The 16,297-nt window shown below is 58.6% G+C and carries 16 protein-coding genes; 4 read left to right on the plus strand and 12 right to left on the minus strand.

Going from position 1 to position 16,297, the window contains the following annotated elements; translation table 11 throughout:
- The first annotated feature begins 182 nt into the window (after positions 1-182).
- The gene (locus HBH25_RS02325; protein ID WP_168081093.1) at positions 183-419 is read left to right on the plus strand and encodes a PAAR domain-containing protein; all 237 of its coding nucleotides are present in this window, start codon (positions 183-185) and stop codon (positions 417-419) included.
- Here HBH25_RS02325 and HBH25_RS02330 read toward each other — a convergent pair.
- Positions 416-1,201 (minus strand): sulfite exporter TauE/SafE family protein, encoded by a 786-nt coding sequence (locus HBH25_RS02330; RefSeq protein ID WP_168081095.1) that lies wholly within the window; start codon positions 1,199-1,201, stop codon positions 416-418. The genes HBH25_RS02325 and HBH25_RS02330 overlap by 4 nt on opposite strands.
- Positions 1,202-1,364: 163 nt before the next feature.
- On the opposite strand from HBH25_RS02330, the gene HBH25_RS23480 reads away from it, so the two are divergent.
- Positions 1,365-1,496: a hypothetical protein gene (locus HBH25_RS23480; RefSeq protein ID WP_267874352.1), complete on the plus strand. Its 132-nt coding sequence runs from the start codon at positions 1,365-1,367 to the stop codon at positions 1,494-1,496.
- Positions 1,497-1,539: 43 nt separating this feature from the next.
- Here HBH25_RS23480 and HBH25_RS02335 read toward each other — a convergent pair whose 3' ends face one another.
- A complete protein-coding gene (locus tag HBH25_RS02335; protein ID WP_168081097.1) occupies positions 1,540-2,946 on the minus strand; it encodes an MFS transporter in 1,407 nt (468 codons plus the stop codon).
- Positions 2,947-3,245: 299 nt separating this feature from the next.
- Here HBH25_RS02335 and HBH25_RS02340 point away from each other — a divergent pair, with 299 nt between their 5' ends.
- Positions 3,246-3,527 (plus strand): hypothetical protein, encoded by a 282-nt coding sequence (locus HBH25_RS02340; protein WP_168081099.1) that lies wholly within the window; start codon positions 3,246-3,248, stop codon positions 3,525-3,527.
- A gap of 110 nt (positions 3,528-3,637) precedes the next feature.
- Here the strand turns inward: HBH25_RS02340 and HBH25_RS02345 are convergent, their stop codons facing one another.
- The 7 genes from HBH25_RS02345 to HBH25_RS02375 form a co-directional block, all read right to left on the minus strand.
- Positions 3,638-4,276 carry a PqiC family protein gene (locus HBH25_RS02345; protein ID WP_168081101.1) on the minus strand — a complete coding sequence of 213 codons (639 nt, stop codon included), beginning with the start codon at positions 4,274-4,276 and terminating at the stop codon, positions 3,638-3,640.
- Positions 4,273-5,946: a PqiB family protein gene (locus HBH25_RS02350; RefSeq protein WP_168081103.1), complete on the minus strand. Its 1,674-nt coding sequence runs from the start codon at positions 5,944-5,946 to the stop codon at positions 4,273-4,275. Before HBH25_RS02350 ends, HBH25_RS02345 begins: the two co-directional genes overlap by 4 nt.
- Positions 5,939-6,553: a paraquat-inducible protein A gene (locus tag HBH25_RS02355; protein WP_168081105.1), complete on the minus strand. Its 615-nt coding sequence runs from the start codon at positions 6,551-6,553 to the stop codon at positions 5,939-5,941. Before HBH25_RS02355 ends, HBH25_RS02350 begins: the two co-directional genes overlap by 8 nt.
- Positions 6,553-7,161, minus strand: coding sequence for a paraquat-inducible protein A (locus HBH25_RS02360; RefSeq protein ID WP_168081449.1), 609 nt, complete (start codon positions 7,159-7,161; stop codon positions 6,553-6,555). The genes HBH25_RS02355 and HBH25_RS02360 overlap by 1 nt, the downstream gene beginning before the upstream one ends.
- Positions 7,162-7,326: 165 nt before the next feature.
- Positions 7,327-8,208 carry an EamA family transporter RarD gene (gene rarD / locus HBH25_RS02365; protein ID WP_168081107.1) on the minus strand — a complete coding sequence of 294 codons (882 nt, stop codon included), beginning with the start codon at positions 8,206-8,208 and terminating at the stop codon, positions 7,327-7,329.
- Between the two features lie 42 nt (positions 8,209-8,250).
- Positions 8,251-9,822, minus strand: a complete 1,572-nt coding sequence (locus HBH25_RS02370) for an EAL domain-containing protein (protein WP_168081109.1) — start codon at positions 9,820-9,822, stop codon at positions 8,251-8,253.
- Between the two features lie 235 nt (positions 9,823-10,057).
- Positions 10,058-10,852, minus strand: coding sequence for a CSS-motif domain-containing protein (locus HBH25_RS02375; protein ID WP_168081111.1), 795 nt, complete (start codon positions 10,850-10,852; stop codon positions 10,058-10,060).
- Positions 10,853-11,043: 191 nt separating this feature from the next.
- On the opposite strand from HBH25_RS02375, the gene HBH25_RS02380 reads away from it, so the two are divergent.
- Complete coding sequence (locus tag HBH25_RS02380; protein WP_246231493.1) at positions 11,044-13,104, plus strand: hybrid sensor histidine kinase/response regulator; 2,061 nt, start codon at positions 11,044-11,046, stop codon at positions 13,102-13,104.
- Here the strand turns inward: HBH25_RS02380 and HBH25_RS02385 are convergent.
- Genes HBH25_RS02385 through HBH25_RS02395 form a run of 3 tightly spaced genes read right to left on the minus strand, consistent with a single transcriptional unit; the run spans position 13,079 to position 16,160 of the window.
- Positions 13,079-14,119 (minus strand): lysylphosphatidylglycerol synthase domain-containing protein, encoded by a 1,041-nt coding sequence (locus tag HBH25_RS02385; RefSeq protein ID WP_168081113.1) that lies wholly within the window; start codon positions 14,117-14,119, stop codon positions 13,079-13,081. The two genes, HBH25_RS02380 and HBH25_RS02385, sit on opposite strands and share 26 nt — an antisense overlap.
- A complete protein-coding gene (gene clsB / locus HBH25_RS02390) occupies positions 14,116-15,351 on the minus strand; it encodes a cardiolipin synthase ClsB (RefSeq protein ID WP_168081115.1) in 1,236 nt (411 codons plus the stop codon). Before clsB ends, HBH25_RS02385 begins: the two co-directional genes overlap by 4 nt.
- Entirely contained in the window at positions 15,348-16,160 is an 813-nt protein-coding gene (locus HBH25_RS02395) for an endonuclease/exonuclease/phosphatase family protein (RefSeq protein WP_168081117.1), read from the minus strand. Before HBH25_RS02395 ends, clsB begins: the two co-directional genes overlap by 4 nt.
- Positions 16,161-16,297 lie beyond the last annotated feature (137 nt).

Consider the following 16,297-nt stretch of genomic DNA (forward strand, 5'->3'; position numbering starts at 1 on the left):
CCTTTTCGCACCGAAAACCGAACATGCGCCTTGCCTGAATTCGGTTCCTCTTCTCCCATAACGATAAAGCACGCTAGCGCTTAGCCTGATGACGATTAGACCGCCTCGCTAGGCGATTTCATCGCGTTAATATAGGCTGCGCGTGGATAGCGGACAGTACCTGACAGTCAAGGAGGGCGTGAGTGAAGTTCAGTAATGACGACGGCCGCGCCGTTCATCAGCGTATGGGTGAAGAACTGGCCGATTGGGGGCGGCAATGGGCGCTGGATGCGGACATGATCCGATGCCCTCACTGCCATAGCATACAGCTTGCCATCCAGGCCGATCGTTCGTTTATGCATGACCCGGGTTGTGCCGCTAGCGTACTGGGGGAGCAGTATCCTTGGCGGACGTTGGGGTGGATACTGCGCTCGCTTTAGTTAAGCAGCTTGAAACCTATCAGGCCCAGCATTACTGCCAGGCACGGCCGCAGAATAGCGTCTGGTATGCGACCAGAAAGGTGGCTTCCTAGGTAAATGCCTGGCAATGAGCCTATCAGCAAGTGCCCCAGCAATGACCAATCCATATTGCCCATACCCGCATGCCCCAACCCAGCAACCAAGGTAAGTGGTACAGCATGAGCGATTTCTGTGCCTACTAGCCGGCGTGTCGGTAAAACGGGATAAAGCATGAACAAGGCCACCGTACCCAATGCCCCAGCGCCAATGGAGGTAAGGGATACCATTGCACCCAACACTACACCGGTGGTTACAGTACAGGCGTTAAGCGTACGTGGCCCTAGGCTGTAGCGATCGCCTGCGTGTCGGTTGGCGAAAGCCAGCAGCCGTGAGCGGAAAAGGATCGCCAGCGCAGTTAGAAATAGCACATACGCCAGGGCCGTTTTGATGATGCCGTTGAGCGCCTGGGTATCACTGTGAAGGCTATTGAGTATAACTAGCGTAAGGGCGGCGGCAGGCACACTCCCGAGCGTAAGCCAGCCAGTGATAGGCCAGTCTATGTTGCGGTTGCGGCCATGAACCCACACGCCGCTGCATTTGGTTATTGCAGCGTAGAGCAAATCTGTGCCAACCGCCGTAGCAGGGTTGATGCCAAACCATAACAAGATGGGGGTCATCAAGGAGCCGCCCCCGACACCTGTCATGCCTACAATAAAACCCACCGCCAAACCGGCGATTGTAAACCCTATGAAGCCTGCATCCATCCGAAGCCACCCAGTGCCTATAACTCAATCGGAGGGCAGCATAACCAGAAAGCTTATAGCGGACTATAACGATATCGAATTTGCTTATTCTGCTGGGTTATTAACCATAGGGAACTCCTGTGCGCATGGTGGGATCAACGCCCTATACCCCAAGGAGGCAATCATGACCGAACAAACCCCCAAACCTGTGAAACCCGAGCAGACGCAGGAGGATACGCCAGCTCATTCGACGCCCGAAGAACAAGAGCGCCTGAAAGACTTCAATAAAGACGGTATTCCACCTGGCAGCTCTTGACCGGTTCCAGCGTGGCAGGGGGCGTATCCCGCCTGCCACGGCTTCAATGTGCGATGTCTTCTAGCGCAAGGTTGCGGGTACGAGGGCCGAACGTGCCGATGGTAATCATCACAATCAGCATGCTGGTCACGATGAAAGCAAGCACGCCCGGCGTGCCCCAGTGCTCCAGGAAGAACCCGATCAACAAGCTGCTGAACACCGTCGACAATCGACTGAAGGAATAGCAGAAGCCTACGGCACGTGCGCGAATGTGCGTAGGAAACATCTCGCTCTGGTAGGCGTGGTAACTGAACGTTAGCCAGGCGTTTGCGAAGGTCACCAAGATGCCGCACGCCACCAAACCAAAGGGGGAGGACTGGAAGGCAAACAGTGACCCTGCAATAACAGTGCACAACGCAGAGCCTACGATTCCCCATTTGTTTTCCAGCCGGTTTGCAAGCCCCATACACAGCAAAGGCCCCAGTGGGTACGCCAGGGTGATGATAAAGGCGTAGCCAAGGCTGTGCGCCGTGGCCATGCCTTGGCCGTTCAACAGGGCAGGTAACCAGTTGCCAAAGCCGAAGAAGCCAATGGCCTGGAAAATATTGAACACCACCAGCATGACTGCGCGGCGCCTGTACGGCGGCTGCCAGATGTCCCTGAAACGGCCTTTGGGTTCTACCTTGATCGCTTGGTTTTCAGGCGCGGGCAGGGGTTTGCCCAGGTCGCGCTCGCACTTGGCCTCAATGGCGGACAACGCTTGTTCCGCTTCGTCCAGGCGACCGTGCTGTGCAAGCCAGCGTGGTGACTCAGGAAGGCGTTTACGTAGCCACCAAATAAACAGTGCGAAAACCGCGCTGGCCAGCACTACCCAGCGCCAGCCGGCAATGCCAAGTGGCGACTGGGGCACCAGCCACCACGACATCAACGCTACCGCAGGTACCGAGAGAAACTGCACGAAAAAAGCGAAGGCAAATGCAGCGCTACGTATGCGTTTGGGCATCAGTTCGCTGAGGTAGGTGTCGATCGTCACCAGTTCAATGCCCAACCCGATGCCAACCAGGAAGCGGCACACAATGATGCTCATGGCACTGCTTTGCAGGCCCATGAGCAGAGTGGCCAGGGTGTACCACACCAGTGCGAAGGTGAAGATGGCACGCCGGCCAAATCGGTCGGCAATAGGGCTCAGCACGCTGGCCCCCAGAAACAAGCCTAGAAAGGTCGAAGAGGCGAAGGCCGCCTGATCCGACACCCCAAAAGCGCCGTCTGCCCCTTTCTTGAAAATTCCCGCATCAAACAGCCCAGGGCTGATATACGCAGTCTGAAACAAATCATACAGCTCGAAGAATCCCCCGATCGATAGCAAGGCGATCAGCCGCCATAGGGTAGCTGTGGACGGTAGACGATCGATTCGGGCTGAAATCGCTGCAGCACGGGCTGGGGCCGTAGAAGACAATGGTTGAGAAAGCATCGCGCTACTGTCCAGGTGGGAGTAGCCAAAAGCCTAGCTGAGTACAGGTAAGAAAAGTTGCGAATTTCGATGGTTTTTTGGATTTTGCAGTAGTTTATTGCGCGACTGTGAGCTTTATTAATTACTCATGCTAAGAATCGCAGCTCGGCAAAAATATACAGTAAGGCCTTCAAAAGATCCCTCAGGTTGTATCGATTTTGGTGATTCCTACCATCGCGTCAATGAAGTTCTGTATTTCGGTGGGCAGCGTAGCATTGCGCTTACGAACTCAATTGCACGCTTCTTAAAGGAAACGCATCATGAAAACCCGCCTTGTTCTGAGTATTGCTCTTACCCTGATGGCCAGCACCAGTGCCTTTGCACGCTCTCAGGCCAACCACCCGCTTGATCATATCACCAGCACTGCTGACACCTCTTACACCCAAATGATTGCCCAGGATGGCGCCGAGCGCCAGCTTAATACCGTGGCTCAAGACGGCGCTGAACGCCAGCTCAATACTGTTGCTCAGGATGGCGCTGAACGTCAGCTCAATACCGTTGCTCAGGATGGCGCTGAACGCCAACTCAATTTTGTCAGCTAACAGCCTCTAGGCTGCACGAACCCGCCCGGCCCTTGGCCGGGCTCGTTGTTTCTGGAGAGCGCAGTGGTGTAAAGCGTTGTGTCTGCGCTAGCGCTAAGTGTGGTCTGGGTTCAGGCGGCACCAGGAGCAGCACTGGGGCAACCGCTCGAAGGTGTAGTTACCCAATGGCTAACGGTACCTGCAATAGTAGAAGCCAATCGATCAATCAATTGCTGATGGGCGAGCACCAGCTCATTCAAACCCCCCGTAGTCGGCTGTTGCAGCAAGGTCGAGCAGGTCAGGTGATTGCGTTGTTTAGTGGTAGTGTCCGTCAGGCTAAGGCTCCATACCACATCCACCAGGGCGTATTGACCTACTACGGTATCGAACCGTCTTACATCGGCGCGCAGGGATAGCACCGGTACGCCCGGGGTGCGTGGCAGGCCAGCAATGTCTCGTGTGCCCAGGCGCTGTTCAAGGCGTTGGGTAAGTGCATCGTGAAACTCGTCAGCCAAAGGCCCGCTCCACCGCTCATTCTCGAGGATCGCCAGGCTACCCTGGCCCTGACGCACCACCAGTTGCGGCTGGTCCACTTGAACCGGCATGCGTACCTGCTGCATTTCAAACTGATAGGCGGGCGCGGCTACGGGCAAGCGATCGGGCACCGCCTGGGGCGCGAGCAAGGTGTGGTACCCGGTAGGTTCGGAGGCGCAGGCGGCGAGGGCCAGGGGCATAACCAGCGCCAGGGCGCGTAAGGGCTTGGCATTCATCGGGCTTCGGATTCCCTGGAAGTTGGAGAGGTATTGCGTAGGGCATCAGGCTGGCCTTCGCGGGTACGCCCACGGATCAGCGACTCGGGATGGCGACCCAGGTAGTCTGTGAGCGCCCGGACCGATTTGGCCGTGCGTTCCAGTTCACCCAAGGTATCGCCCAGTTGCTGGCGCTGGGGTGAATCCTCGCCCAGGGTCTGTTCAGCCGCCGCCAGGGTTTTGCGGGTCTGGTTCAGCGTTTCATCCAGTTGAGGCAGCATGGTGGTGTTTACCTGATGCAGCGTCTTGCTCATTTCGTTCAAACTGCCATTGAGGTTGTTGGCGATCTGGTCCATGGGAAGCTTGCTGAACTTGTCGACAATGGCCTGCACCTGCTCTTGCAGCTTGTCCAGGCTGCCTGGAACCGTAGGAATAAGCAGGGGGCGGGCCGCCATATCGAACTTCACTGCCGCCGCCTTGGGCATGAAGTCCAGTGAGATATACAGCTGGCCTGTAATCAGGTTGGCGGTACGTGCTTGAGCGCGTAGGCCTTGCTGAACGAAGGCGGCCATCACCTGTGCAGAACGCGCATCGTCTTCGCCTCCCAACTGGGCCAGTATCTTGTCATGAGCCTTGCCGAGGCGGCTTGGATAGATAACGGCGCCTACCATGGTCGGGAAGGTTTTCTTGTCTGTGTCATAGTCCAGGTCCACAGAAACCACCCGGCCAATGTTTACCCCATGGAATTCCACTGGTGCGCTCACAGCCAGGCCTCGCATGGCCTGGTCAAACCGCATGCGGATGTAGCGGGGCTCACCATCGGGTGGGGCAAGGGCGGAATCCTGGTCCCCATACAACTGGAACTGGGCGTGCTCAAGGGCAGGTGTGGCATCCGGGCTCCAGCGTGGCTCAACGAAAGCGATGCCCCCGGCAAGAATGGCGGACACTGACTGCGTGTTCACCTTCAGCCCATTGGCGCCCAAGGTAACGTCGACGCCGCTGGCATTCCAGAAACGAGAGTCTGACGTCACGTAGCGGTCATTGGGGGCGTTGATGAAGACTTGCACGTCTACACCTTTACCGTCGTCCGCCAATGCGTAGGAGATCACTTGGCCGACCTGGATGCGACGGTAGTACACAGGAGAGCCGATATCCAACGACCCCATGTCTTCGGTATGAAGTGTGAACCTGCGGCCCTGCTGCCCGTAGGTGATGGCGGGAGGGGTTTCGAGCCCTACGAAACTTTTGCGTGTTTCTTTCGAAGAGCCAGCGTCTGCCCCAATAAACGCGCCTGAAAGCAAGGTGTCTACACCAGAAATACCCTTGGACCCGATACGCGGCCGTACGACCCAGAAGCTGGAATCAGCCGCGGTAAAGCTGGAGGCCGACGCATTGAGTGCCACGCTGGCCACCACATGGGTACGGTCTGACGCCAGTTCGATATCAGTGACCCGGCCAATGACGACGTTCTTGTACTTCACTTGGGTCTTGTTCGCCTCAAGGCCTTCTGCCGTCTGGAACTGAACGGTGATCTGCGGGCCAGCGGAAAGGCTGTCATGGATCAGCATGGTCAACCCCACCACGGCAGCGGCAATGGGCACCAGCCACACCAGCGAAACATTGAAGCGGCGCTTGCGCACGGCGGGGGGAGACACGCCTTCAGGCTCGGCCGGGTGTGCTTGCTCAGTCATCTTTTACCTCTGCGTCCCAGATCAACCGGGGATCGAAACTCATGGCAGCCAGCATGGTAAGCACCACCACCAGGCCGAAAAACAGAATGCCCAAGCGGGCTTCAATCGAGCTTAGTGAATTGAATTGTACTAACGCGGTAACCAGCGCCACCACCAGCACGTCGAGCATCGACCAGTAGCCGATCAATTCGATGAAGCGAAACAACTTCGAGCGTTCCTTCATGGCCCATTGGCTACGGCGTTGTACGGTCACCAGTAGCAGCCCCAATGCAAAGAACTTGAGGCAAGGCACCACTACGCTGGCGAAGAAGATCAACAGCGCGATATCCCAGGAACCACCCTCCCAGAACTCGATGACCCCGCTCATGATAGTGTTTTCACTGGCATTGCCGAACATGTTGGTATTCATCACCGGAAGCAGATTGGCCGGGATGTACAAAATGAACGCCGCGATCAGGAAAGCCCAGGTGCGCCCGAGGCTATTGGGTTTGCGAGGGTGCAGTGAAGCCCCGCAGCGCGGGCATCGCGTAAGGGGGGCTGCACAGGCCTTGCTGCAGGTGTGGCAGAGCACCAGGCCGGCGTCTTTGGCGTACGGCAGGTCACTCATCACAACCGGCCCTCGAAATGCGACCACAGATAACGAACCTCTTTGCCGCTGAGGGTGATCAGCAGCACTGTCAGCATCGCCAGGGCCCAGAGCCCTACACCCGCATGCACGTCTAGCATCCCGCCCAACTTGATGATGGCCACCAGGATACCCAGCAGGCATACCTCCAACATGCTCCAAGGGCGCAAGTGCTCAAGGGTACGCATGCACAAGGCGAAACCAGGGGCTACCTGATCTCGGCATGCGAATAACAGTATCCAGCACAGCAAGGTCACTTGCAGCAGCGGGGCCAGGATGATGGTGAGGCAGGTCACCCCTGCCATAGGGGTGATACGCCCGTGGTTGAGGGCCTGTACCGATTCGAACAACGTGGCGGCGTTGCTTAGCCCTTCAAGGCTGATGGAAATCACTGGAAAGGCGTTGGCGAAGATAAAGAGGATGGCGGCTGTGAGTGCCAAGGCCAGTTGCTGCTGGACCGACAGCCGCCGTGCACGTGCCAGTACGGCGCCACACCGCAGGCACAGGCTGGTTTCGCCCCGGCGCAGGGCCACAGGGCGATAGAGCGTGTCGCAGTGCTCGCAGATAAGCCAGTCAGGGGTATTGGGCATGGCGCGGGACAACGGCGCGCTCGGGGTCGGTGGCATGAAGGTACATTCTCTTCAAACTGAAGCGACCTGTCCATAAGGCCGCGCATTGTGCTTTGAAAGCAGCGTGGAGTGAAATATCCCTTTGGTAGCGATAAGTCCTTAGGCTGTGTGCGACTCGTGCACAGCCTAACCCAAGCCTCGCCTGATAAGGTGGCGCCCACCCTCCAGTACCAGCACGCCTACCGCCATCCAAATGGCTGCATACGTTAGCCATTGCTCAGGAGCAATGGTTTCGCCTAACAATAACGACACCGCGACCAGCAGTACGGGCTCCACATAGCTCAGCAGCCCGAACAGGCTAAAGGGCAGTGTGCGGCTTGCCAGTACATAGCTGACCAAGGCCAGGGCGCTGATGATCCCCAGCCCTGGAATCAGGCCCCATAGGGCAGGGTGGCGGGCCACGTCAGCGGTGGTCAGAGGGCCTGTTACCACGAAATACAGTGCCGCGGGAATCATCAGCAGCATGTCAGTCCACAAGCCGCCTAAATGGTCGGTACGCAACCATCGGCGCAGGATGAAATACAGGGGATAACCCAGGGTGACCAGCAAGGTTTCCCAGGCAAAGCTACCGTGCTGCAACAGCTCATGGCCCACACCGACGGCCGCTAGCCCGACAGCAAGCGTTTGCGCGCGAGACAAGGACTCGCCCCACAGCAGCTTGCCGGTAAGCACCATGGCCAGCGGTAACAAAAAATAGCCCATGGAGACGTTCAAGCTACGCCCGTGCAGCGGTGCCCAGAGAAAAAGCCACAGCTGCACGCCCATCAAACCAGCCGTGGCCATGGAACCCAGCAGGCGGATGGGTTTCTGGGCAATGCGCTGCACAACCTTCCTTGCCAGGCGCCAATCCCCGGTCACCCACAGAAACGCGGTCACACAGGGTAGGGTGAGCAGCATGCGCCACCCGAAAATTTCTTCACCTGTGAGCGGGTTCAGCAGGGAGGTGTAGTAATACATCAACGCAAACAGCGAAGACGCCAGAACAGATACGGCAATGCCTCGGGACACGAAGACCTCTAGAGAACAGGCTGGGGAGGGGCGGCCCGCACGTTACCTCAGCAAGGGGGTAGGCGCCAGTGCCGTAGCGGCTGCTTGCTGGGCGGTCGTAGCAAGCTGTTCGACAAACACAGGGGCCGGCATTGGCCGGGCGAACAGATAGCCCTGCAGGTAGGCCACACCTTGGTTGGCCAGGTAGTCGAGCTGCTCCTGGGTTTCGACCCCTTCTGCCACCACATCCAGGCCTAGCTTGCCACACAGGGCAATGATGCTGTCCAGAATGTGCCGGCCAAGGGCCTGGTTGCCGATCATGGCCACGAAGCTCTGATCGATCTTCAAATAGTCGACCTGGAATTGATGAAGGTAGGACAGGCTGGAGTTCCCCGTGCCAAAGTCGTCCAGCGCGATCTTGATGCCCATGGCACGAAGCGTTGAAAACAGTGCCAGCACAGAGGGCTCCGGGCTGAGTAGTTCGCGCTCTGTGAGCTCCAGCACCAGTTGCACACGGCCTGGCGGGAATGCGGCGAGAAAGGCTCGACAGTCGTCGACCAGAGTAGGGTCATCGCAGTGCGCCGCCGCCAGGTTGATACCTACGTGAAACCCATCGCCGACAGACCCTGCCACGGGGGCCAGCACGGCGGCGGTCTGACGAATCAGGCTTCGTGTCATAGGTACAATCAGCCCGCAGGTTTCGGCATAGGGAATAAACAGGTCTGGCCGAACCAGGCCTTCACGCGGGTGATGCCAGCGCATGAGCACTTCAACCCCTGTCCATTGGCCGGTCTTGCTACTCACGACCGGTTGAAAGAAGGGCACGAACTCGCCTGCAGCAAGCGCCCTTAGCATGTCCTGCTTGGGTGAGCGCGCGCGCCGTTGCTGCCAGCGGCAAGCAAGGCCTGCGCCTAGCCCTAGCAGGCCCAACAAGCCCAGGGTTGGGTATTCCTGCAACAACCGGGACCACGTAGCCGATGTTTCATAACCCACTATCACGCGGTAGGGGTAACGAGCAGATGCAGCTTTGGCTTCCCCAGACAGGAAAGTGATTGCCCTGCGTGATACAACGCCTTGCGCCGTCATCCAGGCGGGGCCTACGCCTAGCAGCATGTGCCCATCCCCCTCCGGTACGGACAGTACGTTGGCCAGGTGTTGGCCGTCGACTGTGGCCAGCGCGGCCCCCGTTGAGGTGGCCTGCCGATAGACCAGCAATGCGCGCCCCGGTGTTACCGTATCAGCCTCGAACAGGCGTAGCCGGCCCTCACTGTAACCGTCCAGGGAAAAGCGCTCGTTGAAGGCGCCATACAGCGAGCTGCAATATACGCGGCCCTGGTTTACCAGGCTGGTGGATCGTACATAGGGATTGCCGGTGACCTGTTCGCGCAAGCTTAGAGAGGCTTGGCTGCAAGGCTGCCCCACAACAGGTGCCAATGCCTGGGCAGCGCCCGCTGCATTATCGAAGAGGGTATCGAAGCGCTCTATTGCCAGTTTGGCTTCCCGCTGGGACTGGGCCTGGCGATCGCTTTCCACCTGCCAACCCAGCATGGGCACGCCCAGCAAAATGGGTAGTAAGGCAACCAAAGTCACCACTAACCACTGATGTACCCTGTGCGACATCAAGGGTGATGACATGGTCAGGCTCCTGTCATGAACGCAACCCTAAGCTCGGGGGCGGTTCGCCAAAAGCCAGCAGCATAGTCGGGTACGCGAAACACACAACTGCTTCTGTTCGTCCTTTTGTTACATCCGCCACGTGGCCGGAGCCGTGCATGGACGGGTCATGTCTTACTTTTTTCATAACCTGTGAAGGGGCACGCCAAGGGTACAGGCCGTACGGCTTGAGCAGCCGCACGGCTCGGCTTCCGCTTCACTGGGCTTTAAAGCGCCGCGGCCGGGTCAGGGCCCAGTAACACAGGCCTGCACTGATGATGGAGAGCATCGAAATGGGCCCTAGCACCGTAATGACTCGGTTGGTGACCAGGCGCAATACGTCTTCCCCGGAGACACTGCTATAGATGGTATACCCATATCCTGGGGACGACGTTAACGCATGGTAGCCACGATCCTCTTTGAGTTCGCCGTGCAGCGTTGAGCCATCATCCCAGAGGAACACGTCATTCACTTTGAGCGCCACCTCTACTGTTCCGCTGATTAATTCCAATTGCTGCAGAATGAGGCGGTTGTCCAGCATGACAGACACACCTTGAGTATCTTTTTCAGCGGAGAGTACCAAGTATCCCTGCCCATTGGTGACTTCCAAGCGCAGGCCGCTGTGACTTGGTGAGGCGAGTGTCGGGGTCTGCCACTCGCGAAGCGGGGTGCCGGTGCAGTCCAGTGTCGTGCAGTAGGGGGTACCTGCGTCATTTAGCGATATGGCAGCCAGCCACGGGTTTGCTGCCTTTCGCTGATGCAGCAGATTATGGGCAACCTCACAGGGTTGGCCGGCATGCGCCATCACCTCCTGTGCTGTGCTACTGGCTTGATTCAGTATGTGATCAAGTTTTGCTACGGCTGCTTGGCCTACCCGGCTGTTTTCACTTTGCAGCGAGCGTTTGGCCAGGTCCAGCGTCAGGCCCAAGCCAACGACCATGGGAAGAACGGCTGCGCATAAGGTCAGGGACACTTTGGCAAAGGTGGGGTATCGAGCGTCAATCCGTGACATAACCACTCCTGGGAGTACTGGGGGTGAGGCCATTCTATGAACCGCCCCAGTAATAGGGAGGTGTGCATTACAGATAGGCCCTGTGGGAAAAGGCTGTGGATTGGCAGCGAAACCTATGAGTGGATCCGATCCGTTGCGGTTATCGGGGCGATGGTCAAGAATGGTATTCGTCTTCGTGTACAGAGCAGCCCATGGCCTATTCAACGTCATTGCCATTTCCGTATTCCTCAGGGGTCATGAGCAACCGTATCCAGGGTTACCCCTGGCACTTGAGCGCTTTGGGAACCTGGGACCAGTGGTCACCCACACTGCGCGGCTCGCTGGTGAGCCTGCTTGAATCTTGCCTGCCCCAGTGCCTGATCTGGGGCGAAGCGCAGCACACGTTCTATAACGACGCGTTCGCCCCCTTGCTCGGCCAAGGTGCCCCGGTGATTGGAGAGGGCTTCGCGCAGCTATGGCCACTGGCAGGGCCCCGGCTGACGCCCATGGTGAAGCGCGCCATGGCCGGTGAAGCCTGTTATGGCGAGAATCATTGCTTGCCGGGCGAGCGCCACGGTCGCCGTGAACCTACCTGGTACACCTTCTGCTTTAGCCCGCTGCGTAACGAAGGGGGTGCGGTAGTGGGCGTGCTGGGTACTGTGATGGATACCACCGCTACAGTGCTGGCCGAACGGGAATTACGGGGGCTGGCGCAACGCTTCGAGCGAGAGGTAGCCGAGCGTACGGCCGACCGCAACCGGCTTTGGCAGCTGTCCACCGATATCATGCTGGTTACCCTTGGAGACCTGACGATCACGGCAGCCAACCCTGCCTGGGAAACCGTACTAGGTCGGCCCGAAGCTGAATTGTTGGGCACGAGTGTGCTGGAGTTGTTGCACCCCGATGATGTACCGGTCTGCGAACAGGCCGCCCTGGACCTGGCAGCCGGCCGCCCCTTGCGTGACATGGACTGTCGGCTACGCCATAAGCGCGGCGGCTACCGCTGGATCAACTGGGCGGCAGTGCCTGGGGGTGGTTTTTTCAATGCCGTTGGCCGCGACGTTACCGTGGAGCGTGAGCGCGCTGCTGCGCTGGAGCAGACCGAAGAGCTGCTGCGTCATAGCCAGAAGATGGAAGCGGTGGGCCAATTGACAGGCGGGCTGGCTCACGACTTCAATAATTTGCTCACCGCCATTTCCGGAAGCCTGGAGCTGATGACGCGCCGCCTTGAACAAGGGCGTGTTGAGCAGCTAGGCCGTTATATCACTGCAGCCAAAGGTGCTGCAGACCGGGCGGCCACATTGACCCATCGGTTGCTGGCGTTTGCGCGCCGGCAAACCCTTGATGCGCGCCCTATTGTTGTCAGCACATTGGTAGAGGGCCTGGAGACCCTCATACGGCAAACCCTGGGCCCCGACATTCATTGGGAACGCGTAGCCAGCGACCAAGCCTGGTGTGTTCTGGCCGACCCCAACCAGTTGGAAAGCGCCCTACTGAACCTATGCATCAATGGGCGAGATGCCATGGCAGGTGTGGGTACGCTGACGTTGGGTTGCCAAGGGCATGTACAGGCCGCAAGCACCTTGGCAGAAGACGAGTTGGCACCGGGTGAGTACGTCGTCATCAGTGTGACTGATACCGGGCATGGCATGTCCACGGACGTACTGGCCCGGGTGTTCGATCCTTTTTTCACCACCAAGCCTTTGGGCCAGGGTACGGGCCTAGGGTTGTCCATGGTCTATGGGTTCGCTCGCCAATCCGGGGGTGCGGTACGCATTCACTCAGTGCCTGATGAGGGCACCTGTGTGAGTATTTATCTGCCGCGCTATGCGGAGTCCGTGTCGTTGCCTGTGCCTGAGCAACCTAAGGAAGCCGCCGTACGTGCCATACAAGGTGCCTGCATCCTGTTGGTTGATGATGAGGCAACGATCCGAGACTTGCTCATGGAAACCTTGCAAGGGCTGGGGTACGAGGTGGTAGGTGCAGAAGATGGCGTTGCTGGGCTTGCTGCACTAGGGCGCCTGCCACGTGTGGACCTGCTCATTACAGACATTGGCCTGCCTGGGGGGCTGAACGGGCGGCAGGTGGCTGAGGCAGCGAGGGCGATCAAGCCCAAGCTGCCGGTATTATTCATTACAGGCTATGCCGAACAGTCTGCCCTGGCCCCAGCTTTTCTGCGCACTAACATGGAGATCGTTACCAAGCCGTTTCAGCTGGAAGACCTGGCCAGGCGCGTAGGGCAGTTACTCAATCCGCTGGCGAAGGATGCGTAGAGGTGCCTGTGTGTTCTTCGGTCGCGGGCGAAGCACTGTTGCGTTTTGTCTGACGCTCCAATATCAGGTACAGCACGCAGGCAATGGCCAGCGGCATGAGGAAATACAAGGCACGGTAGGCGATCAAGGCAGCCAGCAGTGCGCCCTTTGAGTATTGCCCTTGGAGTAATGAGATAAAGATGGTTTCCAACACGCCCAGCCCCGCTGGGATATGGGTGATCACACCGGCGATGCTGCTGATGAGCAAGATGGCCAGTACGGTCGGGTAGTCCACTTTGTCTGGCAACAGGGTATAGATCAACGCACCCATCAATGCCCAGTTACAGGCGCCTGTCAGCGCCTGTAACGCTGCAAACCTGAACCTGGGAAGGGTAATTTCCTGCTTGCGTACCGTCCAGGTGCGGCGGGTGGCAAAGCGACAGGCCACTAGGTAGGCGATGCCGGCGACCACCATGGCGACGCCGATCAGCCGCAACCCGGTGGTGCCGATCTTTACGCTGTCAGGCAATGCGGGTAGCCCCATGGCAAAAACGACCCCGCCCAGCAGCAGGTAACCGAGCCAGTTGGTGACCAACCCGAGGCTCAATATTTTGGTAATGGTCGCGACGCTCAGGCCAGATTTGCCATAAAGCCGATAGCGCAAGGCTATACCGCCTACCCAGGAGCTGAGGTTGAGATTGAAGGCGTAGCACACGAACGCCAGTGGCAATACACGGGTGGCCGGCAACTTGTGGCCTGTGTAATGGCGCGATAGCAGATCATAGCTGCTGAACACCAGGTAACTGAGCAATGCGATGCCTGCACCTAACAGCAACGTGGTGAGCTTGTAGGACTTCAGCGCATGGGTCACCTCTTGCCAGTCCAGGTTACGCACCAACATGAACAGCAGCACTGGCACTGCGATGAAACAGCTCCAGGTCATCAGGCGCTTGGCCCATACCCATTTACGGGAACGAGGTTTGGTGCGCGGGCCTGAACCCTGTGGGTCTGCAGCGGGGTCGACAGTACGGGTCATACGCTTTTTTCCGCATTGAGGCTGGCCGTATTCGGCGTGTTTTCGTTCACTCGCGTCCACGGTTTGAGCCGCGGCGAGTGGGCCGGCAGCAGGCCTATCCAGGCCGGAAAGTGGCGCAAGAAGTGAAAGCTGAGGAAGATCAAAGGCGCACGCCACCAGTACCCACGCAACACACGCTGAAGCGTAATGCGCTTGGACTCGTGCTCTGTGAGGTAGGCCAGGTGATCATGAAGGCGCTCATTGAAGGGAGCATCATCAATGACCAGGTTGCCTTCCAGGTTCAAGGACAGGCTTAGAGGGTCCAGGTTACTGGAGCCTACGGTGGACCACCGGCGGTCGATCACCGCTACCTTGCCGTGCAAAGGCCGGGTGGTGTATTCGCAAATGTTCACACCGTCGCGTAGCAAGTAGTTATAGAGCAGCCGGGAACACAGGCGCACCAGGGGCATGTCTGGCATGCCCTGCAGCATCAGTGTGACCTTGACACCTCGGCGGGCCGCATTGCGCAGCGCGCGCAACACCCGATAGCCCGGGAAAAAGTAGGCGTTGGCAATCATGATGCGCTCTTGAGCGTTTTCGATTGCCTTCAGGTAGTGGTCTTCGATGTCATTGGTATGGCTATTGTTGTCACGGATGCTTACCAGCATTTTGGCCTTGGCGCTGTCGGGTTCCAGAGGCACGCGCTCGGTCAGCCAGGGCTTAGGCGAGCGTGACACCTTGCTGGTCTGGTCCATCAACTCCAGCGACACCCTGTGCAGGTCCGCCACGATCGGCCCGCGCACCTGAACGGCATAATCTTGCTTGGCCATGGGGCCGTAATCACCCAAGTGGTCGGCGCAGAAGTTGATCCCGCCAACGAAGCCAATTTCCCCGTCCACGACCACGATCTTGCGGTGCAGGCGGCGGAACAGATTAGTGCGCATGCCCAGCGTGGGCTTGCTTGGGTCGAAGGCCAGCACTCGCACGCCTGCTTCGGACAGGGCGCTGAGTGTGGTAGGTGACAGGTCCGCACTGCCATAGCCATCTACCAGTACCTCCACCCGAACACCTCGGGCAGCGGCCTCGACTAGCACCTTCTGCAGTTCCAGGCCCACTTTGTCATCGCGCAGGATAAAGGTTTCGATCAGCACTTCTTCGCGGGCTTGTGCAATGGCCTGGTACACACTGGGATAGAACTCCTCACCATTGATCAATAGCTGGATCTGGTTGTCACTGCGCCATTGCTCGGTCATAGGTGAACCTCCACAGCAAGGGGGACATGGTCAGACAGGTGCGACCACGGTTTACGCGACAGCGCCTGTGGCGCACGGGCAGTGGCATTGCGCAGGTAAATGCGGTCCAGGCGCAACAGCGGCCAACGGGCCGGAAAGCTGCGGGCCGGCGCGCCATAGGCCTGGGCGAAGGCTTCCTTCAGCCCGCAGTTGGCCAGCAGCTTGTCAGCCTGCTGGCGCCAGTCGTTGAAATCGCCTGCCACGATCACAGGTTCCCCGGCCGGTAGTGCTTCGAGCAGCCGGCACAACAACAGTAGTTGCTGGTGACGCTGCTGCTCACGCAGCCCCAGGTGCACGCAAATGGTGTGTACCGGTGGCTGGCCGGGCACAGCCAATACCGAATGCAGCAGCCCGCGCTCTTCCTGCCCGGCCACCGTCACGTCATGGTTCTGGTGATGCAGAATGGGAAACTTCGACAGCAGGGCATTGCCGTGATCGCCGTCGGGGTATACCGCATTACGCCCATAGGCGAATACAGGCCACATGCTGTCGGCCAGAAATTCATACTGGGGCACATCACTCCAGTTGTCGTAACGTTCCCCGTGGCGCCGATGAACCCCCAGCACCTCCTGCAAGAACACCACGTCTGCAGACGTGGCCCGAACGGCGTCGCGCAGCTCAGGCAATACAAAGCGGCGGTTCAAGGGGCTGAAGCCCTTGTGTGTATTAACGGTCAGGATGTGCAGTACGTGTACGGGCGTGGCTTGCTCGGGAAGCACGTCCGCCGCGGTTACTTGCCTATCCAACGGCCGGGAATCCTGTGTTGCCATCGGCCAAAGCTCCCAAATGCACTCGGTTTAACGTCCTGGTAGTCGGACTGGCCAAGGGGAGAGATGGTTCAGCGCAGGGGGGGCAAGCAGGGCGCTCGCGTTGTAGGCGACACAGGCCGACGTGGCTGGCCTGGTGG

The organism is Pseudomonas quercus (assembly GCF_012033695.1).
Lineage (GTDB): Bacteria > Pseudomonadota > Gammaproteobacteria > Pseudomonadales > Pseudomonadaceae > Aquipseudomonas > Aquipseudomonas quercus.